Genomic DNA, 18992 nt, shown 5'->3' with positions numbered 1-18992 from the left:
GGAGACACCGTGACCCAGACCCTGCCCACCCAGCCGCCACCCGGCCCACCGGGCCGGCGGCCCCGGGCCTCATCGGGCGAGCGCCGGCCGACCCCGGCCCGCCACCGCGGACTCGGCGGCCTCGCCGTCCGGATCGTCCTGCTCGCCGTCGTCGACGCCCTCGCGGTCCACGGGCTGCTCGCCCTGGCCGCGGAACGCTCGTGGTGGATGTTCGGCGCCCTGCTCGTGGGCACGGTCGCGGTGAACGTCGTCTACGCCACCAAGCGGCACGTGCCGGCCAAGTACCTCGCACCCGGCATCGCGCTGCTGCTCGTCTACCAGGTGTACGTGGTGCTGTACACCGGTGTCGCCGCGTTCACCAACTACGGTGACGGACACAACAGCGATAAACCCGACGCGGTCGCGGCGATCCTCGCGCACAGCGAGACCCGTGTCCCCGACTCGCCGGTGCAGCCCGCCTCGGTCGTCGTGCGCGGCGACCGGGTCGGCCTGCTGGTGACCCGACCCGACCGCAGCGTGCACCTGGGCTGGTCGGGCCATCCGCTGGAGCCGGTCGAGCAACCCGTCCGCGATGCGGCCGGCCGCGCGGTCGCCGCGCCCGGCTGGGATGCGCTGACGTACAGCGGGATCGCGGGCCGACAGAAGGAGATCAGCGAATTGCGGGTGCCGGTGACGGACGACCCGAACAGCGGCAGCCTGCGCACCGCCGACGGGATCAGCGCCGCCGCCTACCGGTCCACGCTCGTCTACGACCGCGGCGCGGACACGATCACCGACCGGGCCGGCGGCGTCGTCTACCGGCCCACCTCGGACGGCGTGTTCGCGGCGCCGGACGGCACCCGGCTCAGTCCGGGCTGGAAGGTCTTCGTCGGCCCGGACAACTTCCGACGCATTCTGACCGACGAGGACATTCGCGGCCCGTTCCTGGGCGTGCTGGTGTGGACCTTCGTCTTCGCGGGCATCTCGGTCGCGCTGCCGTTCGCCATCGGCCTGGTGTTGGCGACCGTGCTGAACGGCAAACGCCTGCGCGGGCACCGGATCTACCGCTCGTTGATCATGCTGCCCTACGCCTTCCCGGCCTTCCTGGCCGCACTGGTGTGGCAGGGCATGCTCAACACCGACTATGGCTACGTCAACGTCTCGCTGCTGGGCGACGCGCACATCCCGTGGCTCACCGACCCGTGGTTGGCCCGCCTGAGCGTGCTCGCGGTCAATGTCTGGATCAGTTTTCCGTACATGTTCCTGATCTGTACCGGCGCGCTCCAGGCGATCCCGACCGAGGTCACCGAGGCGGCCCGGATCGACGGGGCCGGGCGACGGCAGGTGTTGCGGCACATCAAGCTGCCGCTGCTGCTCACCGCCGTCACCCCGATGTTGATCGCGACCTTCGCCTTCAACTTCAACAACTTCAACGTCATCTACATGCTCACCGGCGGCGGGCCCAAGGACCCCGACGCCCCGATCGAGGTCGGCTCCACCGACCTGCTGATCTCGCTCGTGTACAAGCTCGCCTTCGGCGGCAGCAACCGCCAGTACGGCATGGCCTGCGCAGTCTCGATCCTGATCTTCGTGGTGGTCGCCGCAATCTCCGTCATCGGCCTGCGTCGCAGCCGCGCATTCGAGGAGCAGACATGATCCGTTGGTTCGTCCGGATCGGATGGCGGCACCTGGTCGGCGTCCTCGCGGTGCTGGTCGCGGTCTTCCCGCTGGTGTTCGTATTGTCCGCGTCGCTGAATCCCAGCGGCACCCTGACCGGCTCCAACGAGCTGTTCGCCGACACCGCCGGGACGCACTACCGGGAGTTGTTCGACGACCCGCTGCATCCGTTCGGCAAGTGGTTCGTCAACTCGATGGCGGTCGGCCTGGCCACCGCGCTCGGGTCGGTGTTCCTGGGCGCGTGTGCCGGCTACGCGTTCTCCCGGTTCCGCTTCCGGGGGCGAAAGGCCGGACTGACCACGCTCCTGCTGGTCCAGATGTTCCCGCAACTACTCGCATACGTAGCGCTGTTCCTGCTGCTGTCCACGTTCGACGACGTGTTCCCGGTGATCGGCCTGGGTAGCCGGCTGGGCCTGGTGATGATCTACCTCGGCGGCGCGCTGGGAGTGAACACCTACCTGATGAAGGGCTTCTTCGACACCGTGCCGCGCGACCTGGACGAGGCCGCCCGGATCGACGGCGCATCCCACGCACAGGTGTTCTTCCGGATCGTGCTGCCCCTGGTGGCACCGGTGTTGGCCGTGGTGGCGCTGTTGTCCTTCGTCGCGACGCTCAACGACTTCGTGATCGCGAGTCTGGTGCTCAACGACCCGGACAAGCAGACCCTGGCGGTGGGGCTCTACCACTTCATCTCGTACGGAGTGGGCCGGAACTGGGGCGTGTTCGCCGCCGGGGTGTTGATCGCCGCGCTCCCGGTGCTGGTGCTGTTCCAGTTCCTCCAGCGGTTCATCGTGGGCGGGCTGACGGCGGGGGCGGTGAAGAGCTGAGGTCCCGCCCGCGCCCGGCCGGCCGCGGCGCGGCGGTCCGCCTGCGACCCCCGGCCCGGTGTCCTCGTACCCATTGCCCGATTCCAGTGAAGGATGCTCATCGATGACCGTCACATCCACGAACTCCCGTACGACCACCGGTTGGTGGCGCGATTCGGTGATCTATCAGGTGTACGTGCGCAGTTTCGCCGACGGCAACGGCGACGGAATCGGCGACCTGCCCGGGGTCCGCAGCCGGTTGCGCTATCTGAGCGCGCTGGGTGTGGACGCGGTGTGGCTCACCCCGTTCTACGCCTCCCCACAGGCCGACCACGGCTACGACGTGGCCGACTACCGGGCCGTGGACCCGCTGTTCGGGACGTTGGGGGACGCCGACGCGCTGGTGGGCGACGCGCATGCGCACGGCCTGCGGGTGATCGTCGACGTGGTGCCCAATCACACGTCCGAGGCGCACGCCTGGTTCGTGGAGGCGCTCGCGGCCGGTCCCGGCTCGGCCGCCCGGAAGCGCTACCACTTCCGGGCCGGCCGCGGCGAGCACGGCGAACACCCGCCCAACGACTGGGAGTCGGTGTTCGGTGGGCGGGCCTGGACACGGCTGCCGGACGGCGACTGGTATCTGCACCTGTTCGCCCCCGAGCAGCCGGACCTGAACTGGGAACATCCCGAGGTCCGGGCCGAGTTCGAGGACATCCTGCGCTTCTGGCTGGACCTGGGCGTGGACGGGTTCCGGGTGGACGTGGCGCACGGTCTGATCAAGGCCCCCGGCCTGCCGGACATCGGCACCGGCGCGGGCATCGAATTGCTCGGGAGCGCCGAACTCCCGTTCTTCGACCAGGAGGGTGTGCACGAGATCTACCGCTCCTGGCGGCGGATCCTCGACTCGTACCCCGGCGCCCGGATAGCCGTCGCGGAGGCCTGGACGCCCGGCCCCGAGCGCACCGCACGCTACGTGCGCCCGGACGAGCTGCACCAGGCCTTCAACTTCCACTATCTGGGCACCGATTGGGCCGCCGATGCGCTGGGCGAGGTGATCGATGCCTCGCTTGCCGCCGCCGCCGCGGTCGGCGCGCCCGCGACCTGGGTGTTGTCCAACCACGACGTGCAACGGCATGTGACGCGCTACGGCGGCGGCACGATCGGCCTGCGGCGGGCTCGGGCGGCCGCGCTCCTGACGCTGGCGCTGCCCGGCTCGGTCTACGTGTACCAGGGCGAGGAACTGGGCCTGCCGGAGGTGCTCGACCTGCCCGACGACGTGCTCCAGGACCCGCGCTGGGTACGGTCCGGGCACACCGAACGGGGCCGGGACGGGTGCCGCGTGCCGCTGCCGTGGTCGGGCGAGCGCGCCCCGTACGGATTCGGTGCGCCGGGTGGCGCGGCCCCGTGGCTGCCGCAGCCACCCGAGTGGCGCGAGTTGAGCGTCGAGGCGCAGTGGGACGACCCGGCGTCGACGTTGTCGCTGTACCGCTCCGCGCTGGCGATCCGGCGCACGCACCCGGAGTCGGGCGACGGCGCCGGGCTGCGCCGGCTCGACGCGCCCGCGGGCACGCTGGTCTTCGGCCGCGGGCGATCGCTGGTCTGCGCGGTGAACCCGGGCCCGGAGCCGGTGCCGTTGCCGGAGTACGGCACGGTGCTGCTGGCCAGTGCGGAATTGCCGGGCGGCGGCGTACTGCCCGCGGACACGGCGGTCTGGTACGCGGTGGACGGCGATTGAGGCCGGGCCCGATGCGAGGAGGACGTCCGGGGGCCTAGGCTGAGCGTGTGGTGCAGTTCGAAACGAAGGTGGACGCGGATCGCCGGGCCTGGCTCGGACGGCAGCTCGGTGCGACGAATGTGGCGGCGTCGCCACACCTGGCCGGGCTGCAGGGGACCGATGCCGAGGACGACGTCGCCTTGCATCTGTTCGCCCTCGACGACGACGGCACGATCGTCGGCGGGTTGGCCGGATACACGTGGGCCTACTGGCTGCACGTGGATCTCCTGTGGGTCGACGCGACCCGGCGCGGCACCGGGCTCGGTGCCGAACTCCTGGCCCGGGCCGAGAAGACCGCGCGGAACGAGCGCGACTGCCGGCATGTGCGCCTGGCGACCTGGGAGTTCCAGGCGCCGGGGTTCTACCGGAAACAGGGCTACGAACTCGTAGGCACCGTGCCGGACTACCCGCCGGGCAGTACCGAGTACATCTTCGCCAAGCGCCTGGGCTGAACACCGCCGGGCCCCGCCGTGCCCCGACCCGGCGCCGTGCCTCGTGTGCGTGGCGTGGGTCGGGGACCTCGGCGGTCGGCTTCGTGCGCTGCCCCACGGCCGTGTTCGCCGGGCCGGGCGTGGCTCCGCGAGGTGCGGGACCCGGCGGCGATGAGTTTTCGGGTGCGCTCGGGTCTACCCCATGAGGCGAAGGATCCGCCGTCGGCGGCGGCGGTGGGCGCCTCGGGGTCGACGAAGGGTCGTGGCTCATGTCCGAGTGGACCGTCCTGCGGGAGAACATCGTCTTCGGCGAGTCGGTGCGGTGGCATCGGGATCGGGTGTGGTTCTGCGACTGGGGTGCCCGGGAGATCGTCGCGGTCGGGCCCGACGGCGTCGGGGAGGTCGTGGTGGGGGTGCCGTTTCCGTCGATGCCGATGTGCATCGACTGGCTGCCGGACGGGCGCCTGCTGATCGTCTCGTCCGCCGAGGCGCGGGTGGTGAGCCTGGAAGCGGACGGATCGTTGGCCACCCACGCGGATCTGCGCGGGCTCGGGACCGGTTTCAACGAGATCGTGGTGCACGGGCGCGGCCACGCGTACGTCAACGCGATCGGGTTCGACATGGCGGCGGGCGAGCCGTTCCGGCCCGGGTTCGTCGCGCTGATCGGTGCGGACGGCTCGGCCCGCCGAGTGGCCGGGGACGTCGTCTTCCCCAACGGCATGGCGGTGACGTCGGACGGTTCGACGCTGATCGTCGCCGAGTCGTACGGCAACCGGCTCACCGCATTCGACATCGCACCCGACGGCGGGCTGTCGGGGCGCCGAGTGTGGGCGGACCTCGGCGACGGGGTTCCGGACGGAATCTGCGTCGATGCCGAGGGCGCCGTCTGGTACGCGGACGTGCCGAACAAGTGTTGTGTGCGGGTGCGCGAGGGCGGCGAAGTGCTGCGCAGGATCGAGTCGGACCGGGGCTGCTTCTCCTGTGCGCTCGGCGGCGCCGACGGCGGGACGTTGTTCGTCGCCGCCACCGAATGGCGCGGCATGGACGACCCGACGGGCGGCCCGCGCACCGGTCGACTCGTCGCGGTGCCGGCGGCCGGCCCGTGAGGGCGGGCGGGTCGGCCCGGTGGGACGGACGCGACCGTCGGGATCGGTCCTGTGCGCCCCTGTGGGCAGGTGTGATGACCTAGAGTTACCCAATGATTTTCATCGTGGTGAAGTTTCCGGTGAAGCCCGAATACGCCGACGACTGGCCCGAGCACGCTGCGGCGTTCACCGAGGCCACCCGGGGTGAACCGGGCAACCTGTGGTTCGAGTGGTCGCGCAGCCTGGAGGACCCGAACACCTACGTGCTGGTCGAGGCGTTCCGGGACGACGCGGCGGCGGCACACGTGAACTCCGACCACTTCAAGGCGGCCCTGGAGCGGTTCCGTCCACTGGTCCGGCACACGCCCGAGATCGTGAGCACGGTGATCCCGGACGCGAACGGGTGGAGTGCGATGGGTGAACTGCAGATCGACTGACCGAACCGAACCGAACCGGACCGGGTCGGGCCGGGGCGGGCCGGATCGCATCGGCCCGCCGGGTCGCCGGCCGACTCTCGCCGTAGCGCGAGGCCCGATCGCCTGCCCGGCGGCACCGCGGACCGGCGCAGGACGGGGTGCCGGGCGCGCCTGCGGGCGCCTAGTGCAGGACCTTCAGGCCGACCACGCTGCCGACGATGCCGGCCAGCAGGAGCAGCTTGACGACGGAGAATGCCTCGCCGTCGAAGAGCATCGCGTAGGTGACGGTCAACACGGCACCGATGCCCACCCACACCGCGTAGCCGGTGCCGACCGGCAGGGTGCGCAGTGCGTACGCCAGGCCCGCCATGCTGGCGGTCAAGCCGACGCCGAACACGATGGTCGGCACGATTTTGCCGAACCCGGCGGACTTGCCGAGTGCCGTCGCCCAGACGGCTTCCAGGACACCGGAGATGAGCAGGACGATCCAAGCCATGACAGGCACGCTCCCTGACACCGTCTTGTCTCAACCGGGTACGGCGTGCCTCGTCCGGGAGCCTGTTCGGGCTCCGTGAACCACTCTCGCACGCCCCTCTCGGCGCACAAAATTCGGGCATCGTCCACCCTCCGGGCGGTCGATTCCGGTGGTGTGGGTCACCGCGTGGCCGCCGCCCGCGCGGCGACCCGGTCGAAGCCGATCACCCACGGTCGCCGCCGGGTGCCGGTGAGGTGCCCGCGCGATCAGCGGGGCGTCGAGGTGAGGAAGGATTCGGCGGTCGAGGTGCGGGCGTACAGGACCGTGCGACCCACCCGGTGGGCGGTGACCAGACCCGCGTCGCGCAGGGCGGTCAGTTGTTGGGAAACCCCGGCCGGGGAGAGGCCGGTCCGGTGGGCCAACTCGGTGGTCGAGGCCGGGGTGTGCAGTTCGGTCAGCAGCAGCGTTCGGGAACGGCCCAGGACGGCGGCCAGGGCGCCGGTCCCGGTGACCGGGCGTGGGGTCCACAACGCGCCGATGCCCCGGGCCGGATAGGCCAGTTGCGGTGGCTCCGGCGGGTTCACCCGAGTGAACGGATCCGGCCCGGTGAACACCGACGGGATCAGCAGCAGCCCCGCGCCCGCCGTCCGTCGGGACAGCGTCCGTTCGCGGCGGGCCAGCCGCAACGCGTCGTCGTGCCAACTGATCGACGGATGCAGCTCGTCGAGGACTCGACCCGCGCCGCGCTCGGCGACCTGTCGGGCCCGGTGGAAGACATCGGCGTCGAGCACCTCCCGGATCCGCGCCCAGTACGGCGCGAGCGCCAACTGCCAATAGACCTCGATCTCCTCCGCGACCCGCACCAGCCGGGCGCGAGGGTCGGCGTACAGCGCCTCGGCCCTGGGGCCGAGCCCACCCCGCTCGTGTCGCAGCCGGTCCAGATCACGGCGCACCGCGGCGACCGGGGCGGCCACGATCCCGGCCAACTCCGCCGCCAGGGTGGGGGCCGGCCCCGGGGGCGTCGGGTTGAGGAAGTCGGGAACGTAGCCCGACGGCGGGATCAGTTCGGCGAGCCGGCCCCGGTCCAGCCCGGCGGCCGTCAGCCGCGGGCGGACCTGCTCGATCCAGGGCCGGTGCACCGGATGCGCGACGCCGGAACTCAGCAGCCGAAAGCTCGGGCCGACCTCCCACATCGGCGAGACGGCGAACCGCATCCGGGCCAGATCGCCCGCAGAGAAGGCCAGTTCCGCCGGCAATGCCACTCCCGAGGATTCGCACATATCTGAATCGATGGCCATCAGCCCAGTTCGCCGCGATCATGCGGACATGACTTCACAGACGATCACCGCAGCGGCGTCGGGTACTTGGACGCTCGGCGACCTGACGGTCAACCGGATCGGCTTCGGGGCGATGCGCCTGCCCCAGGAGGGCAAGGCATTCGCGGTCGATGCGGTGCCCGGCGATCGGGACCGGGCGATCGAGGTGCTGCGCCGCGCGGTCGACCTCGGGGTGAACCACATCGATACCGCCGCCTTCTACTTCTCCCCGCTGCGTTCCGCCAACGAACTGATCAACCGGGCGCTCGCGCCCTACCCGGACGACCTGGTGATCGCCACCAAGGTCGGCCCGTGCCGCGACGCGGCGGGCCACTGGGCACCGCACGCGCTCACGCCCGGCCAACTGCGCGGCCAGGTCGAGGAGAACCTGCGCCAGCTCGGCCGCGACCACCTCGACGTGGTGAACCTGCGGATCCTGGGCACCGACTCGATCGCCGAGCGCTTCGGCGCACTGGCCGAACTGCGCGAAGCCGGCCTGATTCGGCACCTGGGCGTCTCCAACATCCACCCGCACCAACTCGCCGAGGCGCGGACCATCGCACCGGTGGTCTGCGTACAGAACCAGTACGGCCTCGGGATCCGGGCCGATCAGGACGAGTTCGTCCGGGACTGCGGCGAACAGGGCATCGCGTTCGTGCCGTTCTACGCGATCGCCGGGACCGGACGCGAGAGGGGAAACGTCGGCGCCGAGGCGCCGGAGGTCCTCGAAGTGGCGCGCGCCCACGACGCGAGCGCGGTGCAGGTGCGGCTGGCCTGGACGCTGCATCAGGGGCCGCACGTGTTGGCCATCCCGGGCACCGGCAATCCCGACCACCTGGTCTCCAACGTGGCCGCCGGTGCGCTGCGTCTGACCGCGGCCGACCTGGCGACCCTGGACGACCTGCACCGGCGCTCCCCGCTACCGTCGTCGGCATGAATTCCGACCCCGCCAAGCACCTCGACCCGCTGCCCGGACGGGTCGGCCACGTGGCCGGCATCGAGTCGCTCGTCCTCGACGGACAACGCTACTTCTTCGGCTTCGACGGCCGGAGCGACATGGTCGTCTCGCCGCTGATCGACGACCCGGACACGATGGCGGCGTTCGCGAGCGAGCACATCCGGCAGATCGACGGACGGCACGAACCCGACTACTGGGCGGACCTGGTGGCGTGGGCGGTGCACGGCTCGGACCTGGTGGCGAAGGACGCGGACCGGGAGTTCGACACGGCCCGACTGCGTGCCGAACTACCGCTGCCCGGCAGCCATGTGCTGTACCTGCTCGACGCGGTCGCCGGGTGGGACGAGTCGTTGTCGAAGCCCGCGGAGGTGGAACGGGCGTACACGCGACTGGGGTTCGACGAAGAGGACCAGATCGAGGCCCTGGACCACGCCCTGGAGGTGGTCCGGGCCCACGGTGCGCCGGCGCGGCCGGACGAGTGGACGGTGGTCCGGTTCCATCTCGGCTCCGCCGTACGGCGCGTGCCGGGCAACTGGACGCTGCTGTTCGACCCGGTGGGGGAGTGCGTCGCCGCCCACGGCTGAGCGGTGGATCCGGATCCGGTCCGGCAGTTCGGGTGTGGCCGAGTCAGCGGCGGATCAGGTGCATGGGCAGGGCACGCGGGGTCAGCACGCTGCGTGGGACGGCCCGGACCGGAGCGGCGGAGGCCGGCCGCAATCGCCAGCGGGACGCGATCGAGGCCAGTGCGAGGGTGGCCTCGGTCAGCGCGAAGGTGTCGCCGATGCACTTGTGCGGACCGCTGCCGAAGGGCACGAACGAACTGCGCGACCAAGTCTGCGGCCCGATGCCGTCGGCGTGTTCGCGTTCCGGCCGGAACCGGTCCGGCTCGGCGTGGAACCCGGGGTGGCGGTGCAGGATGTACGGGCTGAACACGAGTGTGCTGCCCGCGTCCAGTCGGCGGCCCGCCACCTCGATCTCGCGTGTGGCGGTGCGCGGGAGCACCCAGGCCGGCGGGTAGAGGCGCAGCGTTTCGCGGATCACCCGGCCGGTCCAGGGCAGCCGGGGCAGGTCGTCCGGGCCGGCCGCGCGTCCGCCGAGCACGGTGTCGGCCTCGGCGTGCAGGGCTTCCTCGGCTTCGGGGTGCGTGGTGATCAGGTGCAGCGCCCAGGCCAGTGCGGACGACGTGGTCTCGGCGCCGGCCAGGATCAACACGGCGACCTGGTCGTGCAGTTCCGCCTCGGACATCGCCCCGCCCGCTTCGTCCCGGGCGGCGAGCAGCCGGCCGAGCAGATCCCGGTCGTCGGGGTCGGCGGCGCGCCGCGCGGCGATGATCCGCCTCACGTGCGCCCGCCAGGTGGCCAGGCCACGGGTGTAGCGCCGGGCGCCCGGGGTGGGCAGGGAGTCGACGGCGGGCAGCAGGGCGCGCAGATAGACCCCCTTGAGGAAGGTGTCCAGGCTGTCGCGCAGTTCGGCGATGTCACGATCGGCGATACCGGCGCCGAAGAGGGTACGCACGGCCACCGTCGTGGTCAGTGCGAACATCTCGTCGACCATGTCGACCACCCGGCCCGGCCGCCAGCGATCCAGCGCGGCGCCGATCTCGCGCTGCATCGCGTCGGCGTAGCCGGGCAGGTGCTCGGTGCGGAACGCGGGCTGCATCATCAGCCGTTGCCTCCGATGGTCACCGTGCGGACACGTGGCCAGGCCGTTGCCCAGCGCGGCGCGCGAACCCTCGTAGAGCGGTCCGGCGCGGTCGAAGGTGCGGCCGTCGGCCATGACGTGCCGGGCGAGTTCGGGATGGCACAGCACGAAGGCCGGGCGTGGGCCGAGCCGGATCTCCACCAGATCCCCGTATGCGGGCAGCGAGCCGAGGAAGCGCAGCGGTGCGCGGAGCAGGTGCGGGAGATGACCCAGCCCGGGCCACGCGCCCGGGGCCCGGCCGGAGCGGGCCGCCGATGCGGGTGGGGTCGACGACGGGCGTGGCGGATGTGCGGTCGTCATGGGTCGCTCCCTCGCCTGCCGCGCGGCGCCGATTCGCTGCCCGCCGCCGTGGTCCCGTGCGGTGTCCGGTTCCATTCCAGCAGCGCCGGGCCGAACGCGGGGGGAGGTTTCCCGGATCGAGGGCGTGTCGGGCCGGCCGACGAGGTCGCCGCACGGCGGCACACATCGATACGTGTGTCAACCCGGGGTGCCCCACCGGCGACACCCGGGACGCGCGGAGGCGGATGCACCCGGTGCCCGGATGTCGGCCGGCGTCCCCGATCCCTAGCGTCGAGGCATGGATACGCGAGGGTTCGACACCCGAGGCAGGAACACCCGTACGGCACCCCTCCGGGGTGCCCCGACCATCATCGCCGGCGCGCTCGCCCGCCGGTTCACGGTGGCGCTCGCCCTGGCCGGTGTGCTCACCGTGCCCGTCGCCGCGACGGCCCGGGCCGACGCCTCGACCCCGCCGCCCGCCGCGGCCAGCGAGGGCCGCGACCGCGGCGCGCTCGTGGACGCGGTGCCGCTGCGGACCGTGACCGCCGGGCAGGCTCGGGACGAACTCGGGCGCGACGGCTGGGACTTCGGTACGGTCCGCGACGACGTGCGGTTGTACCGGCTGGTCTATCGCACGATCGACGCGACCGGTCGACCCACCACCGCCACCGGCCTGCTCGCACTCCCGGTGAACGACGAACGGCGGCTGCGCGCGGTGTCGTTCACGCACGGCACCGAGCTGTACCGGGCCGACGCGCCGTCGACCGCGGACGACACGTGGGGCATCGCGCCGGCGCTGACCCTGGCCTCGGCCGGCTTCGCCGCCACGATGCCCGACTACCTCGGCCAAGGCGAGGGCCCGGGTGCACATCCGTGGATGGACATCCCGTCGGAGACCACCGCCTCGCTGGATCTGCTGCGCGCGGCCCGGCGGTTCGCCGCCGGGCAGGGGCGCAGCCTGGCCCGGGAGGTGTACGTGAGCGGGTTCTCCCAGGGCGCCTCCGCCGCGCTCGGCCTGGCCCGGGCGCTCCGGTCCGGCGCGGACCCGTGGTTCCGGGTCGGCGCGATCGCCCCGATCAGCGGTGCCTACGACTTCCGCCGAGCCGAACTGCCCGCGCTGCTGCGCGGCGACCTGGACGACAAGGCGAGCGTGATCTACGCGAGCCTGCTCCTGGTCTCCTACAACCGGTTGCACCACGTCTACGACCGGCCGGCCGACGTCTTCCGGTCCCCCTACGCGGACACCATCGAGGGCCTGTTGGACGGCTCGCACCGGCCCGGAGAGATCCTGGAGGGGACCCCGGCGAACATCGACGGCCTGCTCACCGGGCCCGGTCGGGACCTCCTGGAGCGACCCACCGGCGCGTTCGCCGCCGCGCTGCGGGAGACCGACTCGGTGTGCACCGACTGGCGTCCGCGTGTGCCGGTGCGGTTGTACGTGGCGGTCGACGACCGGGAGGCCGCACCCGCGAACACGGCGCATTGTCGGGCCGCGTTGCGCGCGTCCGGAACGGATGTCCGGGTGACCCGCTTCGGGCCCGACGTGACGCACTCGGACTCCAACCGCCTGGGCACCGCCGCCGTGGTCCGCTGGTTCCGCGAACTCGGTTGACCCGCCGTCGGATCGCGGTCGGCGTCAGGCTCCGGTCGCAGGCGCGGCGGACAGCGTGCCGAGGAGGCGAAGGGACTGTTCCCTCGGGCTGCCCGGCTCGGCTGCCGGTCGGGCCGGCCTGATGGCACGACAGCGATGCCTCGACGCGGATTTCCCGACCGATGCGCCGGGACCGTGCGCGGCCGATCGGCCCGAGGTGTGCGGCGGCGCTATTCCGGGCGGTCGTCGGGGCCCGGCAGGCCGAACAGCGGGAGGCGGCACAGCGGAGGCGGTTCGCCCGGCAGACCGAGTCGGTACCAGTGCGCCCGCAGGGTGTAGCGCAGCAGCCGACGGGCGCGGGTGGCCAGGAACGCGGCGAGCGGCAGTTCGCACAGCGCGGCGGACGCGATGCTCAGCCGCAGGTCGGGCGTACCCCACGCGAGCATCACGTCGAACCACGCGTCGCAGACCAGCAGGGTCGCGGTGATCAGGGCGGCGGGGATCAGTGCCTGGCGACGCCGCCACCCGAAGTACGCGGTGCAGGCCAACGCGACGAGCAGGCCCACGTCGAAGCCGGCCCACGCGTCCCGCCACCGGCGCGCCTCGTAGTGCATCGGCAGGCTGACGAGCAGGTAGCCGGTCCAGGGGATGAGGATCAGGCAGCAGCCGGACATCAGCGCGAGAGCGTTGCGCCGCGCCGTGCCGGTGGCGTACATCTCCCGGCGCAACGCCTTTCCGCGCTCGTCGGCTTCGGGGCTCATGGCGGCTCGGCGTACGCGTCGGCTTGAACCCGGATCCGGCGGGTGGTCACGGGTCGAAGGGGTCGCCGGCGGGCCGGGCACGCCACCCCCCTGCGGTCGAGGACCTACGCCTGGCCCGTCTCGAAGCGGCTGATGTGCCCGTCGGGGGTGACGGTGAAGCGCCAGGTGGTGCGCATCTCGCCCCACGTGTCGTTGCGGTAGCCCACGATCAGGGTGCGTCCGCCGTCGGATTCGGTCACCACGTCCATGTGGCCGTTGGAGGAGAAGATCTCCCGATCCGCCCAGTCCTGCAGGTCGCGGTCCGAGCCGTCGTCGGACATCGTCGCGTCGGGGGTCAGGAGCGCGGTGAAGGCGTCCTTGTCGCGCGCGTTGACGGCGGCGACGAACGCGCCGACCGCCGGTTCGGACAACTTGCCGGGGGCGATGCTCACGGGGGCCTCCTGGGCGGATGAGCGAAGGAGCGAAGGAGCGCTCGGCGTGCGTGTGTTCCGTACGTCGTGCGCGGGGTGGTGCCTCACCAGGGAACAACACGGCCGGCCCGGGGACGCCGACCCTCACCCGTTTGCCGCAGGACGGCGTGTCAGGGTGCCCGTCGCGGGGTCGCGGGGTCGCGGGGTCGCGGGGTCGCGGGGCCTGCGGGGCCTGCGGCCGCGGAGCATCGGGGCGTCGGCGTGGTCGAACGCCGTTCGCGGTGATCAGCCGGTCGGGCGGTTCGACAGCGGCCGCCGATCCGACGGGTGGTGTCGGCCGAGCGCTCGACACCACCTTGATGGCCGCACCGCAAGCGCCGGGGACGGGCCGATGCGCGGGTTAGCGTCGTCGCATGAGACGCCCCACCGGGTTCGGCGGCCGATCCCGCGTGCGGCGACGGGGCCCGCTCGGCGACGCGCCGGCCGGATCGCCCGAGGCGCGCCGGATGTGCCTGTGGACGCTCGCCTGCGCCGCGTCGATCGGCGTGTACCTGCTCGTGCGCCACCTCAGCCACCCCTCGATGGTCGACCTGGTGGTCTACCGCGTGGAGGGGCTGGCCGTGCGCGACGGGATCGACCTGTACGGCCCGCTCGACACGCCGCACGGACTCAGGGCGACCTATCCGCCGTTCGCCGCCCTGTTGTTCGTCCCGCTGACCTACCTGCCCGCGGACCTGCTGCTCGGGCTGGGGGTGGCGGCGAACCTGCTGCTCGTGGCGGTCGTGGTTCGGCTCTCGATGCGCCTGGTGGACCCGGACGGGCGTCGCCTGGGCCCTTGGGTGGTTCCGGCCGCGACCACCTTCGCCATCTGGTTCGAGCCGGTGTTCACCACGATGCGCTACGGGCAGGTCAACCTCGCGGTGCTGGCCGTGGTGTTGTGGGACTTCACCCGGCCGGCCGGCGCGCGCCTGCGGGGGGTGGGCCTGGGACTGGTGGCCGGCATCAAGGTCACCCCGGCGGTCTTCATCGTCTACCTGCTGCTCACCGGACGCCGCCGGGAGGCGCTCACGGCCATCGGCACCGCGGCCGGGACCGTGCTGTTCTCGGCCGTGATCCTGCCCGGGGCCACCCGGCGATTCTGGACCGACCTGGTGTTCGACCCCGAACGAGTCGGACGGGTGGAGAACGCCGCCAATCAGTCGGTGCGTGGACTGCTCACCCGGGTGACCCGGTTGTTCGACCCCGGTATCGGCGGGACGGCGACCATCGTCGCGGTGGGGGTGCTCGGCATGCTGTGCGCCGTGCTCGCCCACCGTCGGCGCGGGGACGCGTGGGGGCTGCCTGCGGCGGCGGTGGCCGGGCTGCTCGCCAGTCCGATCTCCTGGAGCCACCACTGGGTGTGGTGTGTGCCGATCGCGATCCTGCTGTGGGCGAGAGCGCGGGGTCCGCATCGGCGGTGCGAGACACTGTTGTCCGCTGGGTTGATCGTCTTCCCGAGCTTCCTGGTCTGGTCCGTACCGCACCTGCCCGGTCAGGAATGGCACCTGACCGGTTTCGAACTGCTGCGCTCGTCCTGCTACGTGGCCTTCGGCGTGGCATTCCTGCTCGTGGCCGCACGCCCCGCACCCGAGCCGTCGAGGCAGGCGGCGGCCTCGTCGACGCTTTTCGGCTGACCGGGCGGGCGAGGAGCGGTCCGCGCGGCCGATGCACGTGCGCGACGCGCGGCGCAGCCGCTGCGCGTGCGCGACCGGGTGCGGACGCTGCGCGTGCGCGACCGGGGGTTGCAGGCGCGCTGGCATCGCCGCTGCCTGCGAACTCGGCGCCTCGGCACGAGGGTTCCGCGCCTCGGTGGGGCCGTCGGCGGTTTGGGAGCGGTGACGGTCGAGAGTTCGTCCGCCGACGCCATCAAATGCCGTGTGAATGTCGCGGGTTCGCGCGACACGGGCGCGATGTCGGTGTCCGCCGGCTACTGCTGCAGGGCGTGTCGGAGGGCTTGGACGAGGGCGTCCGGGTCGATTCCGGGGTCCAGGTGCAGTACCGGTACGGCCTGCCCGGGGCCGTCGGGGTGGGTGCGGGGGCGAGCAGGCGCCGGCTCCGGCACGGGCTCGGGTGTGGCGGAGGGCGCGAGGAGGTCGAGGATGTCCTCGATTGCCGTGGCGAGTGTGCCCAATGCCTCGTCGAGCGACGCGGATGTGGTCATGACGGATCAACGAGCCCCCGCCGCCGGCCGCAACGGCGTATGCCGGCACACCATCCGATCGACTGCCTTTGTGTCACTCGCACCACCGACGTGCCCTGCCCGGCCTGATGCACTACTTCGCGTCCAAGGAGGACCTGCTCACCCGGGTGCTCCGGGCCCGTGACGAGGAGAGTCGCCGGTTGTGGGAGGGCTGCGAGGGGCCCGATCCGCATCTGGAGACGGTCCGGGCGGGCGCGCGTGCGGCGGGCCTGATCGAGCTGTACGTGTCGATGGCCGCGGCGGGCAGCGACCCCGAGCATCCGGCGCACGCGTTCTTCGCCGAGCGGTATCCGCGGGCGTGGCAGTCGGTGCTGAGCGTGATGGAGCAGCGGATCCGGGACGGCGCCATCGCGAGTGCGATTCCGCCGGAGCGGCTCGCGGTGTTGTCGATCGCGCTCGCGGACGGCATCCGGTCGCAGTGGTTGAACGGCCGCTCGATCGACATGGAGCAGGCGGTCAAGGACATGCTGACCCGGTGGTGCAGGACAGGCAGTGTCCGAACGGGAAGGCGACTTCCAGGCGAGCGGCGTCGTAGCCTCGCCGGCCGACGAACACCCCCTCGTCGTACCGACACGACCCTGAGGGAGAGGTCGTGCGCGGCGGTGGCGACTCCGATCGGTGGGTGCCTGGGCAGCCCGGGGCGCTGCCCGGGCACCTCCGCCACCCGTTCCGCAGGGTCGCCGTGTAGGGCCGGGACCGGCCGCGCGCGGGCCGGTCCCGGGGCGGCTATTCGATGGTGCGGATGGCGCCGGAGGGGCACTGTCGGCCGGCCTCGCGGGCGGCCCGGTGCAGCGGGGCGGCGGGATCGGGGACCAGGACGGTGACCAGGCCGTCGTCGTCCTGGTCGAAGACCTCGGGGGCGGTCAGGGCGCACAGGCCGGCGCCTACGCACACCGTGCGGTCGGCGGTGACGCGCATGCCGGCCGCCTTCGCGCTGCTCACCAGGTGACCGGGAGTTCGTTGACGCCCTGGATGGTGGTGCCCGGGCGCAGCGTCAGTCGCTCGACCGGGACGGCCAGGCGCAGGGTCGGAATGCGTTCGAACAGGGCGGTGAGGATCACCTCGAGTTCCAGGCGGGCCAGGTTCTGCCCGAGGCACTGGTGTACGCCGTAGCCGAAGGCGATGTGATGGCGGGCCGAGCGGTGCACGTCGAAGGTGTCCGGATCCTCGAACACCGAACCGTCGCGGTTGGCAATGGAGTTGGTGACGATCACCCCGTCGCCGGCCCGGATGAGCTGCCCGTCGATCTCGATGTCGGCCGTCGCGAACCGACCGCCCGCGATGTCGGCGATGGCGAGGTAGCGCAGCAGTTCCTCGACGGCGCCCGGCACGAGCGTGGGGTCGGCGCGCAACGCGGCGTGTTGGTCCGGGTGTTCGAGGAGGGTGATCACGCTCAACGAGGTCATCGACGCGGTGGTCTCGTGGCCGGCGACCAGCAGCAGGATCGCGGTGGAGACCAGTTCCTCCCGCTCGATCGCGCCGGTCGCGAGTTGTTCGCCGACCAGGGTGGACAGCAGGCCCGGACCGGGCTTCGTCCCGACCGCGGTGACCAGCCCGTCCAGGTAGCGTTCGAGCCGGTCGCGCGCGGCGCGGGCGTCGGCCCCTTCGGTGGACTGGAGCAGTTGCCGGCTCGCGTCCTGGAAGAAGTCGTGGTCCGCGTAGGGGACGCCGAGCAATCGACAGATCACCATCGAGGGCACCGGCAGGGCGAACCGGGAGACCAGGTCGGCGGGTGGACCGGCGGCCAGCAGGTCGTCGATCGCGCCGTGCACGATGCGCTCGACGTCCGGGCGCATGTCCTTGATCCGCCGAACGGTGAACTCGGAGATGGTCATCCGGCGTCGGGGGCCGTGTTCGGGCGGGTCGAGGCTGATGAATCCCGCGGGACGATCGCGTAGCGCCCGTAAGCGGGGCGAGGTCGAGGGGAAGGCGGCGTGCGCGCGGTCCGAGGACAACCGCGGGTCGGCCAGCAGCCTGCGGGCCGCCTCGTGTTTGGTCACCACCCAGGCGGGACGGCCGTCGTACAGGGTCACCAGCTGCAACGGACCCGGTTCGTCGCGCAGCCTGGTGTAGTCCTCGGGGAGTCGGTAGGGGCAGGTGCGGTTGCTCGGGAAGGCGGGGGTGGGGGCTGGGGTCGGCGTTGGGGTGGAGGTTGGGGTTGATGGGGTTTGTCCGGTCCGGAAGCTTGCAGCGGTCTCGTTCATCGATCCCCTCGCAGCCTTGGCGCGGATTGGGCATGGTTGGGCGTGATCGGCGTGATCGGCAGGTGTGATCGGGAGGTTGGGTTGGGCCGATCGCGTAGAGAACGAATAGTTCTCTGGTTGGGAGGCTAGGCTGCCCGTTCAGAGAACGCAACGACCTCTCCATGACTCAAGGGAGTTAAGCTGTCACCCAAAGTCGATCGGATTGTGGTCGACGAGACGGTCGACCACCGCAAGGGGCCGCGTCGGCGCGGCGAGGAATTGGAGTCCGCCATCCTGACGGCGACCCTGGCGGAGCTCGTCGAGGTGGGCTATGCGGGGTTGACCATGGAGCGGGTGGCCGCGCGCGCCCGCACCGGCAAGGCCACCCTGTATCGCCGCTGGTCCAGTCGAGCCGAACTGGCCGTGGACGCATGCAAGTTGCCCGGCGTGGCGGACGTCGACCCGCCCGACACCGGGGCGTTGCGTACCGACATGATCACGCTGCTGCGGCGGATCTCGGCCAAGCTGGCCGGTCCGGTCGGCGACATCCTGCGCGGCCTGCTCGCCGAGACGGGCCACGATCCCGAACTCGCCCGGCTGATCCGCGAGCGCTTCCACACGGTCGGCCCGTCGTCGCTCCGGGTCATCCTGGAACGGGCGGTCGAGCGCGGCGAGATCGAGGACACGATCCCGACCTCGCGCCGCGCCACGGTGGCAACGGACCTGCTGCGCAACGAGTTTCTGCTGTTCGGGGCACCGATCGAGGACGCGGTCGTCCTCGACATCGTGGACGACGTCTACCTGCCGCTGATCCGGCACCCGGCCACGGATCCGGGGTGCGCACTCTAGGGCCGGGCGGGCCGCCGGGGGCGGTGCGGCGGTCCGACGGTGCGGCTCGGCCGGGATCCGCCGCA

Annotated in this window: 20 protein-coding genes and 1 riboswitch; of the genes, 11 read left to right on the top strand and 9 right to left on the bottom strand. The window is 71.9% G+C overall.

Features of this window, described 5'->3' with window-relative positions:
- The first annotated feature begins 9 nt into the window (after nt 1-9).
- The 6 genes from ACFZBU_RS14165 (at nt 10) to ACFZBU_RS14140 (ending at nt 6186) form a co-directional block, all read left to right on the top strand.
- Complete coding sequence (locus ACFZBU_RS14165) at nt 10-1635, top strand: ABC transporter permease subunit (RefSeq protein WP_391583812.1); 1626 nt, start codon at nt 10-12, stop codon at nt 1633-1635.
- Nucleotides 1632-2483: a sugar ABC transporter permease gene (locus tag ACFZBU_RS14160; RefSeq protein WP_391583811.1), complete on the top strand. Its 852-nt coding sequence runs from the start codon at nt 1632-1634 to the stop codon at nt 2481-2483. Before ACFZBU_RS14165 ends, ACFZBU_RS14160 begins: the two co-directional genes overlap by 4 nt.
- A 103-nt stretch (nt 2484-2586) precedes the next feature.
- On the top strand, nt 2587-4194 hold the full coding sequence (locus ACFZBU_RS14155) for a glycoside hydrolase family 13 protein (protein ID WP_391583810.1): 1608 nt from the start codon (nt 2587-2589) through the stop codon (nt 4192-4194).
- A 47-nt stretch (nt 4195-4241) separates the two neighbouring features.
- Nucleotides 4242-4685, top strand: a complete 444-nt coding sequence (locus tag ACFZBU_RS14150; RefSeq protein ID WP_391583809.1) for a GNAT family N-acetyltransferase — start codon at nt 4242-4244, stop codon at nt 4683-4685.
- Nucleotides 4686-4933: 248 nt separating this feature from the next.
- On the top strand, nt 4934-5770 hold the full coding sequence (locus ACFZBU_RS14145) for an SMP-30/gluconolactonase/LRE family protein (protein WP_391583808.1): 837 nt from the start codon (nt 4934-4936) through the stop codon (nt 5768-5770).
- Between the two features lie 92 nt (nt 5771-5862).
- On the top strand, nt 5863-6186 hold the full coding sequence (locus tag ACFZBU_RS14140) for a putative quinol monooxygenase (RefSeq protein ID WP_391583807.1): 324 nt from the start codon (nt 5863-5865) through the stop codon (nt 6184-6186).
- Nucleotides 6187-6346: 160 nt separating this feature from the next.
- On the opposite strand, the gene ACFZBU_RS14135 is transcribed toward ACFZBU_RS14140, so the two are convergent.
- Both ACFZBU_RS14135 and ACFZBU_RS14130 read right to left on the bottom strand, forming a co-directional pair.
- Nucleotides 6347-6661: a DMT family transporter gene (locus tag ACFZBU_RS14135; protein WP_391583806.1), complete on the bottom strand. Its 315-nt coding sequence runs from the start codon at nt 6659-6661 to the stop codon at nt 6347-6349.
- A 14-nt stretch (nt 6662-6675) separates the two neighbouring features.
- A riboswitch (guanidine-III (ykkC-III) riboswitch) is annotated at nt 6676-6738 on the bottom strand.
- Between the two features lie 168 nt (nt 6739-6906).
- Entirely contained in the window at nt 6907-7896 is a 990-nt protein-coding gene (locus tag ACFZBU_RS14130; RefSeq protein WP_391584341.1) for a DUF5937 family protein, read from the bottom strand.
- Between the two features lie 70 nt (nt 7897-7966).
- Here ACFZBU_RS14130 and ACFZBU_RS14125 point away from each other — a divergent pair, with 70 nt between their 5' ends.
- A complete protein-coding gene (locus tag ACFZBU_RS14125; RefSeq protein ID WP_391583805.1) occupies nt 7967-8893 on the top strand; it encodes an oxidoreductase in 927 nt (308 codons plus the stop codon).
- Nucleotides 8890-9498 (top strand): hypothetical protein, encoded by a 609-nt coding sequence (locus ACFZBU_RS14120; protein WP_391583804.1) that lies wholly within the window; start codon nt 8890-8892, stop codon nt 9496-9498. Before ACFZBU_RS14125 ends, ACFZBU_RS14120 begins: the two co-directional genes overlap by 4 nt.
- A 43-nt stretch (nt 9499-9541) precedes the next feature.
- Here the strand turns inward: ACFZBU_RS14120 and ACFZBU_RS14115 are convergent, their stop codons facing one another.
- The gene (locus tag ACFZBU_RS14115) at nt 9542-10915 is read right to left on the bottom strand and encodes a cytochrome P450 (RefSeq protein WP_391583803.1); all 1374 of its coding nucleotides are present in this window, start codon (nt 10913-10915) and stop codon (nt 9542-9544) included.
- A gap of 277 nt (nt 10916-11192) precedes the next feature.
- Here ACFZBU_RS14115 and ACFZBU_RS14110 point away from each other — a divergent pair, with 277 nt between their 5' ends.
- Nucleotides 11193-12506 carry an alpha/beta hydrolase family protein gene (locus ACFZBU_RS14110; RefSeq protein ID WP_391583802.1) on the top strand — a complete coding sequence of 438 codons (1314 nt, stop codon included), beginning with the start codon at nt 11193-11195 and terminating at the stop codon, nt 12504-12506.
- Between the two features lie 209 nt (nt 12507-12715).
- Here the strand turns inward: ACFZBU_RS14110 and ACFZBU_RS14105 are convergent, their stop codons facing one another.
- Both ACFZBU_RS14105 and ACFZBU_RS14100 read right to left on the bottom strand, forming a co-directional pair.
- Nucleotides 12716-13246, bottom strand: a complete 531-nt coding sequence (locus ACFZBU_RS14105; protein WP_391583801.1) for a hypothetical protein — start codon at nt 13244-13246, stop codon at nt 12716-12718.
- Nucleotides 13247-13350: 104 nt separating this feature from the next.
- The gene (locus ACFZBU_RS14100; protein ID WP_391583800.1) at nt 13351-13677 is read right to left on the bottom strand and encodes a nuclear transport factor 2 family protein; all 327 of its coding nucleotides are present in this window, start codon (nt 13675-13677) and stop codon (nt 13351-13353) included.
- Nucleotides 13678-14069: 392 nt separating this feature from the next.
- Here ACFZBU_RS14100 and ACFZBU_RS14095 point away from each other — a divergent pair, with 392 nt between their 5' ends.
- Nucleotides 14070-15329 (top strand): glycosyltransferase 87 family protein, encoded by a 1260-nt coding sequence (locus ACFZBU_RS14095; protein ID WP_391583799.1) that lies wholly within the window; start codon nt 14070-14072, stop codon nt 15327-15329.
- 293 nt (nt 15330-15622) lie between these two features.
- Here ACFZBU_RS14095 and ACFZBU_RS14090 read toward each other — a convergent pair whose 3' ends face one another.
- From ACFZBU_RS14090 to ACFZBU_RS14075, 4 genes are all read right to left on the bottom strand, one after another.
- A complete protein-coding gene (locus tag ACFZBU_RS14090; protein ID WP_391583798.1) occupies nt 15623-15856 on the bottom strand; it encodes a hypothetical protein in 234 nt (77 codons plus the stop codon).
- Nucleotides 15857-15968: 112 nt separating this feature from the next.
- Nucleotides 15969-16361 (bottom strand): hypothetical protein, encoded by a 393-nt coding sequence (locus tag ACFZBU_RS14085; protein WP_391583797.1) that lies wholly within the window; start codon nt 16359-16361, stop codon nt 15969-15971.
- Between the two features lie 260 nt (nt 16362-16621).
- Nucleotides 16622-16813 (bottom strand): ferredoxin, encoded by a 192-nt coding sequence (locus ACFZBU_RS14080; protein ID WP_391584340.1) that lies wholly within the window; start codon nt 16811-16813, stop codon nt 16622-16624.
- A 20-nt stretch (nt 16814-16833) separates the two neighbouring features.
- Nucleotides 16834-18099 (bottom strand): cytochrome P450, encoded by a 1266-nt coding sequence (locus ACFZBU_RS14075; protein ID WP_391583796.1) that lies wholly within the window; start codon nt 18097-18099, stop codon nt 16834-16836.
- Between the two features lie 204 nt (nt 18100-18303).
- Here ACFZBU_RS14075 and ACFZBU_RS14070 point away from each other — a divergent pair, with 204 nt between their 5' ends.
- Nucleotides 18304-18927 (top strand): TetR/AcrR family transcriptional regulator, encoded by a 624-nt coding sequence (locus tag ACFZBU_RS14070; protein ID WP_391583795.1) that lies wholly within the window; start codon nt 18304-18306, stop codon nt 18925-18927.
- Nucleotides 18928-18992: the final 65 nt, after the last annotated feature.

Origin of the sequence: Embleya sp. NPDC008237 (genome assembly GCF_042956465.1) — a bacterium.
In the GTDB taxonomy this organism is placed as follows: domain Bacteria; phylum Actinomycetota; class Actinomycetes; order Streptomycetales; family Streptomycetaceae; genus Embleya.
The sequence above is the reverse complement of the archived record's forward strand: the minus strand, read 5'-3'. Positions and strand labels throughout refer to the sequence as shown.

What these genes read in the sequence shown, in the direction of transcription:
- ACFZBU_RS14160 (WP_391583811.1), top strand. Translation starts at nt 1,632, where the DNA reads ATGATCCGTTGGTTCGTCCGGATCGGATGGCGGCACCTGGTCGGCGTC.
- ACFZBU_RS14155 (WP_391583810.1), top strand. Translation starts at nt 2,587, where the DNA reads ATGACCGTCACATCCACGAACTCCCGTACGACCACCGGTTGGTGGCGC.
- ACFZBU_RS14145 (WP_391583808.1), top strand. Translation starts at nt 4,934, where the DNA reads ATGTCCGAGTGGACCGTCCTGCGGGAGAACATCGTCTTCGGCGAGTCG.
- ACFZBU_RS14140 (WP_391583807.1), top strand. Translation starts at nt 5,863, where the DNA reads ATGATTTTCATCGTGGTGAAGTTTCCGGTGAAGCCCGAATACGCCGAC.
- ACFZBU_RS14135 (WP_391583806.1), bottom strand. Translation starts at nt 6,661, where the DNA reads ATGGCTTGGATCGTCCTGCTCATCTCCGGTGTCCTGGAAGCCGTCTGG.
- ACFZBU_RS14125 (WP_391583805.1), top strand. Translation starts at nt 7,967, where the DNA reads ATGACTTCACAGACGATCACCGCAGCGGCGTCGGGTACTTGGACGCTC.
- ACFZBU_RS14120 (WP_391583804.1), top strand. Translation starts at nt 8,890, where the DNA reads ATGAATTCCGACCCCGCCAAGCACCTCGACCCGCTGCCCGGACGGGTC.
- ACFZBU_RS14115 (WP_391583803.1), bottom strand. Translation starts at nt 10,915, where the DNA reads ATGACGACCGCACATCCGCCACGCCCGTCGTCGACCCCACCCGCATCG.
- ACFZBU_RS14110 (WP_391583802.1), top strand. Translation starts at nt 11,193, where the DNA reads ATGGATACGCGAGGGTTCGACACCCGAGGCAGGAACACCCGTACGGCA.
- ACFZBU_RS14105 (WP_391583801.1), bottom strand. Translation starts at nt 13,246, where the DNA reads ATGAGCCCCGAAGCCGACGAGCGCGGAAAGGCGTTGCGCCGGGAGATG.
- ACFZBU_RS14095 (WP_391583799.1), top strand. Translation starts at nt 14,070, where the DNA reads ATGAGACGCCCCACCGGGTTCGGCGGCCGATCCCGCGTGCGGCGACGG.
- ACFZBU_RS14090 (WP_391583798.1), bottom strand. Translation starts at nt 15,856, where the DNA reads ATGACCACATCCGCGTCGCTCGACGAGGCATTGGGCACACTCGCCACG.
- ACFZBU_RS14085 (WP_391583797.1), bottom strand. Translation starts at nt 16,361, where the DNA reads ATGTCCTTGACCGCCTGCTCCATGTCGATCGAGCGGCCGTTCAACCAC.
- ACFZBU_RS14080 (WP_391584340.1), bottom strand. Translation starts at nt 16,813, where the DNA reads ATGCGCGTCACCGCCGACCGCACGGTGTGCGTAGGCGCCGGCCTGTGC.
- ACFZBU_RS14075 (WP_391583796.1), bottom strand. Translation starts at nt 18,099, where the DNA reads ATGAACGAGACCGCTGCAAGCTTCCGGACCGGACAAACCCCATCAACC.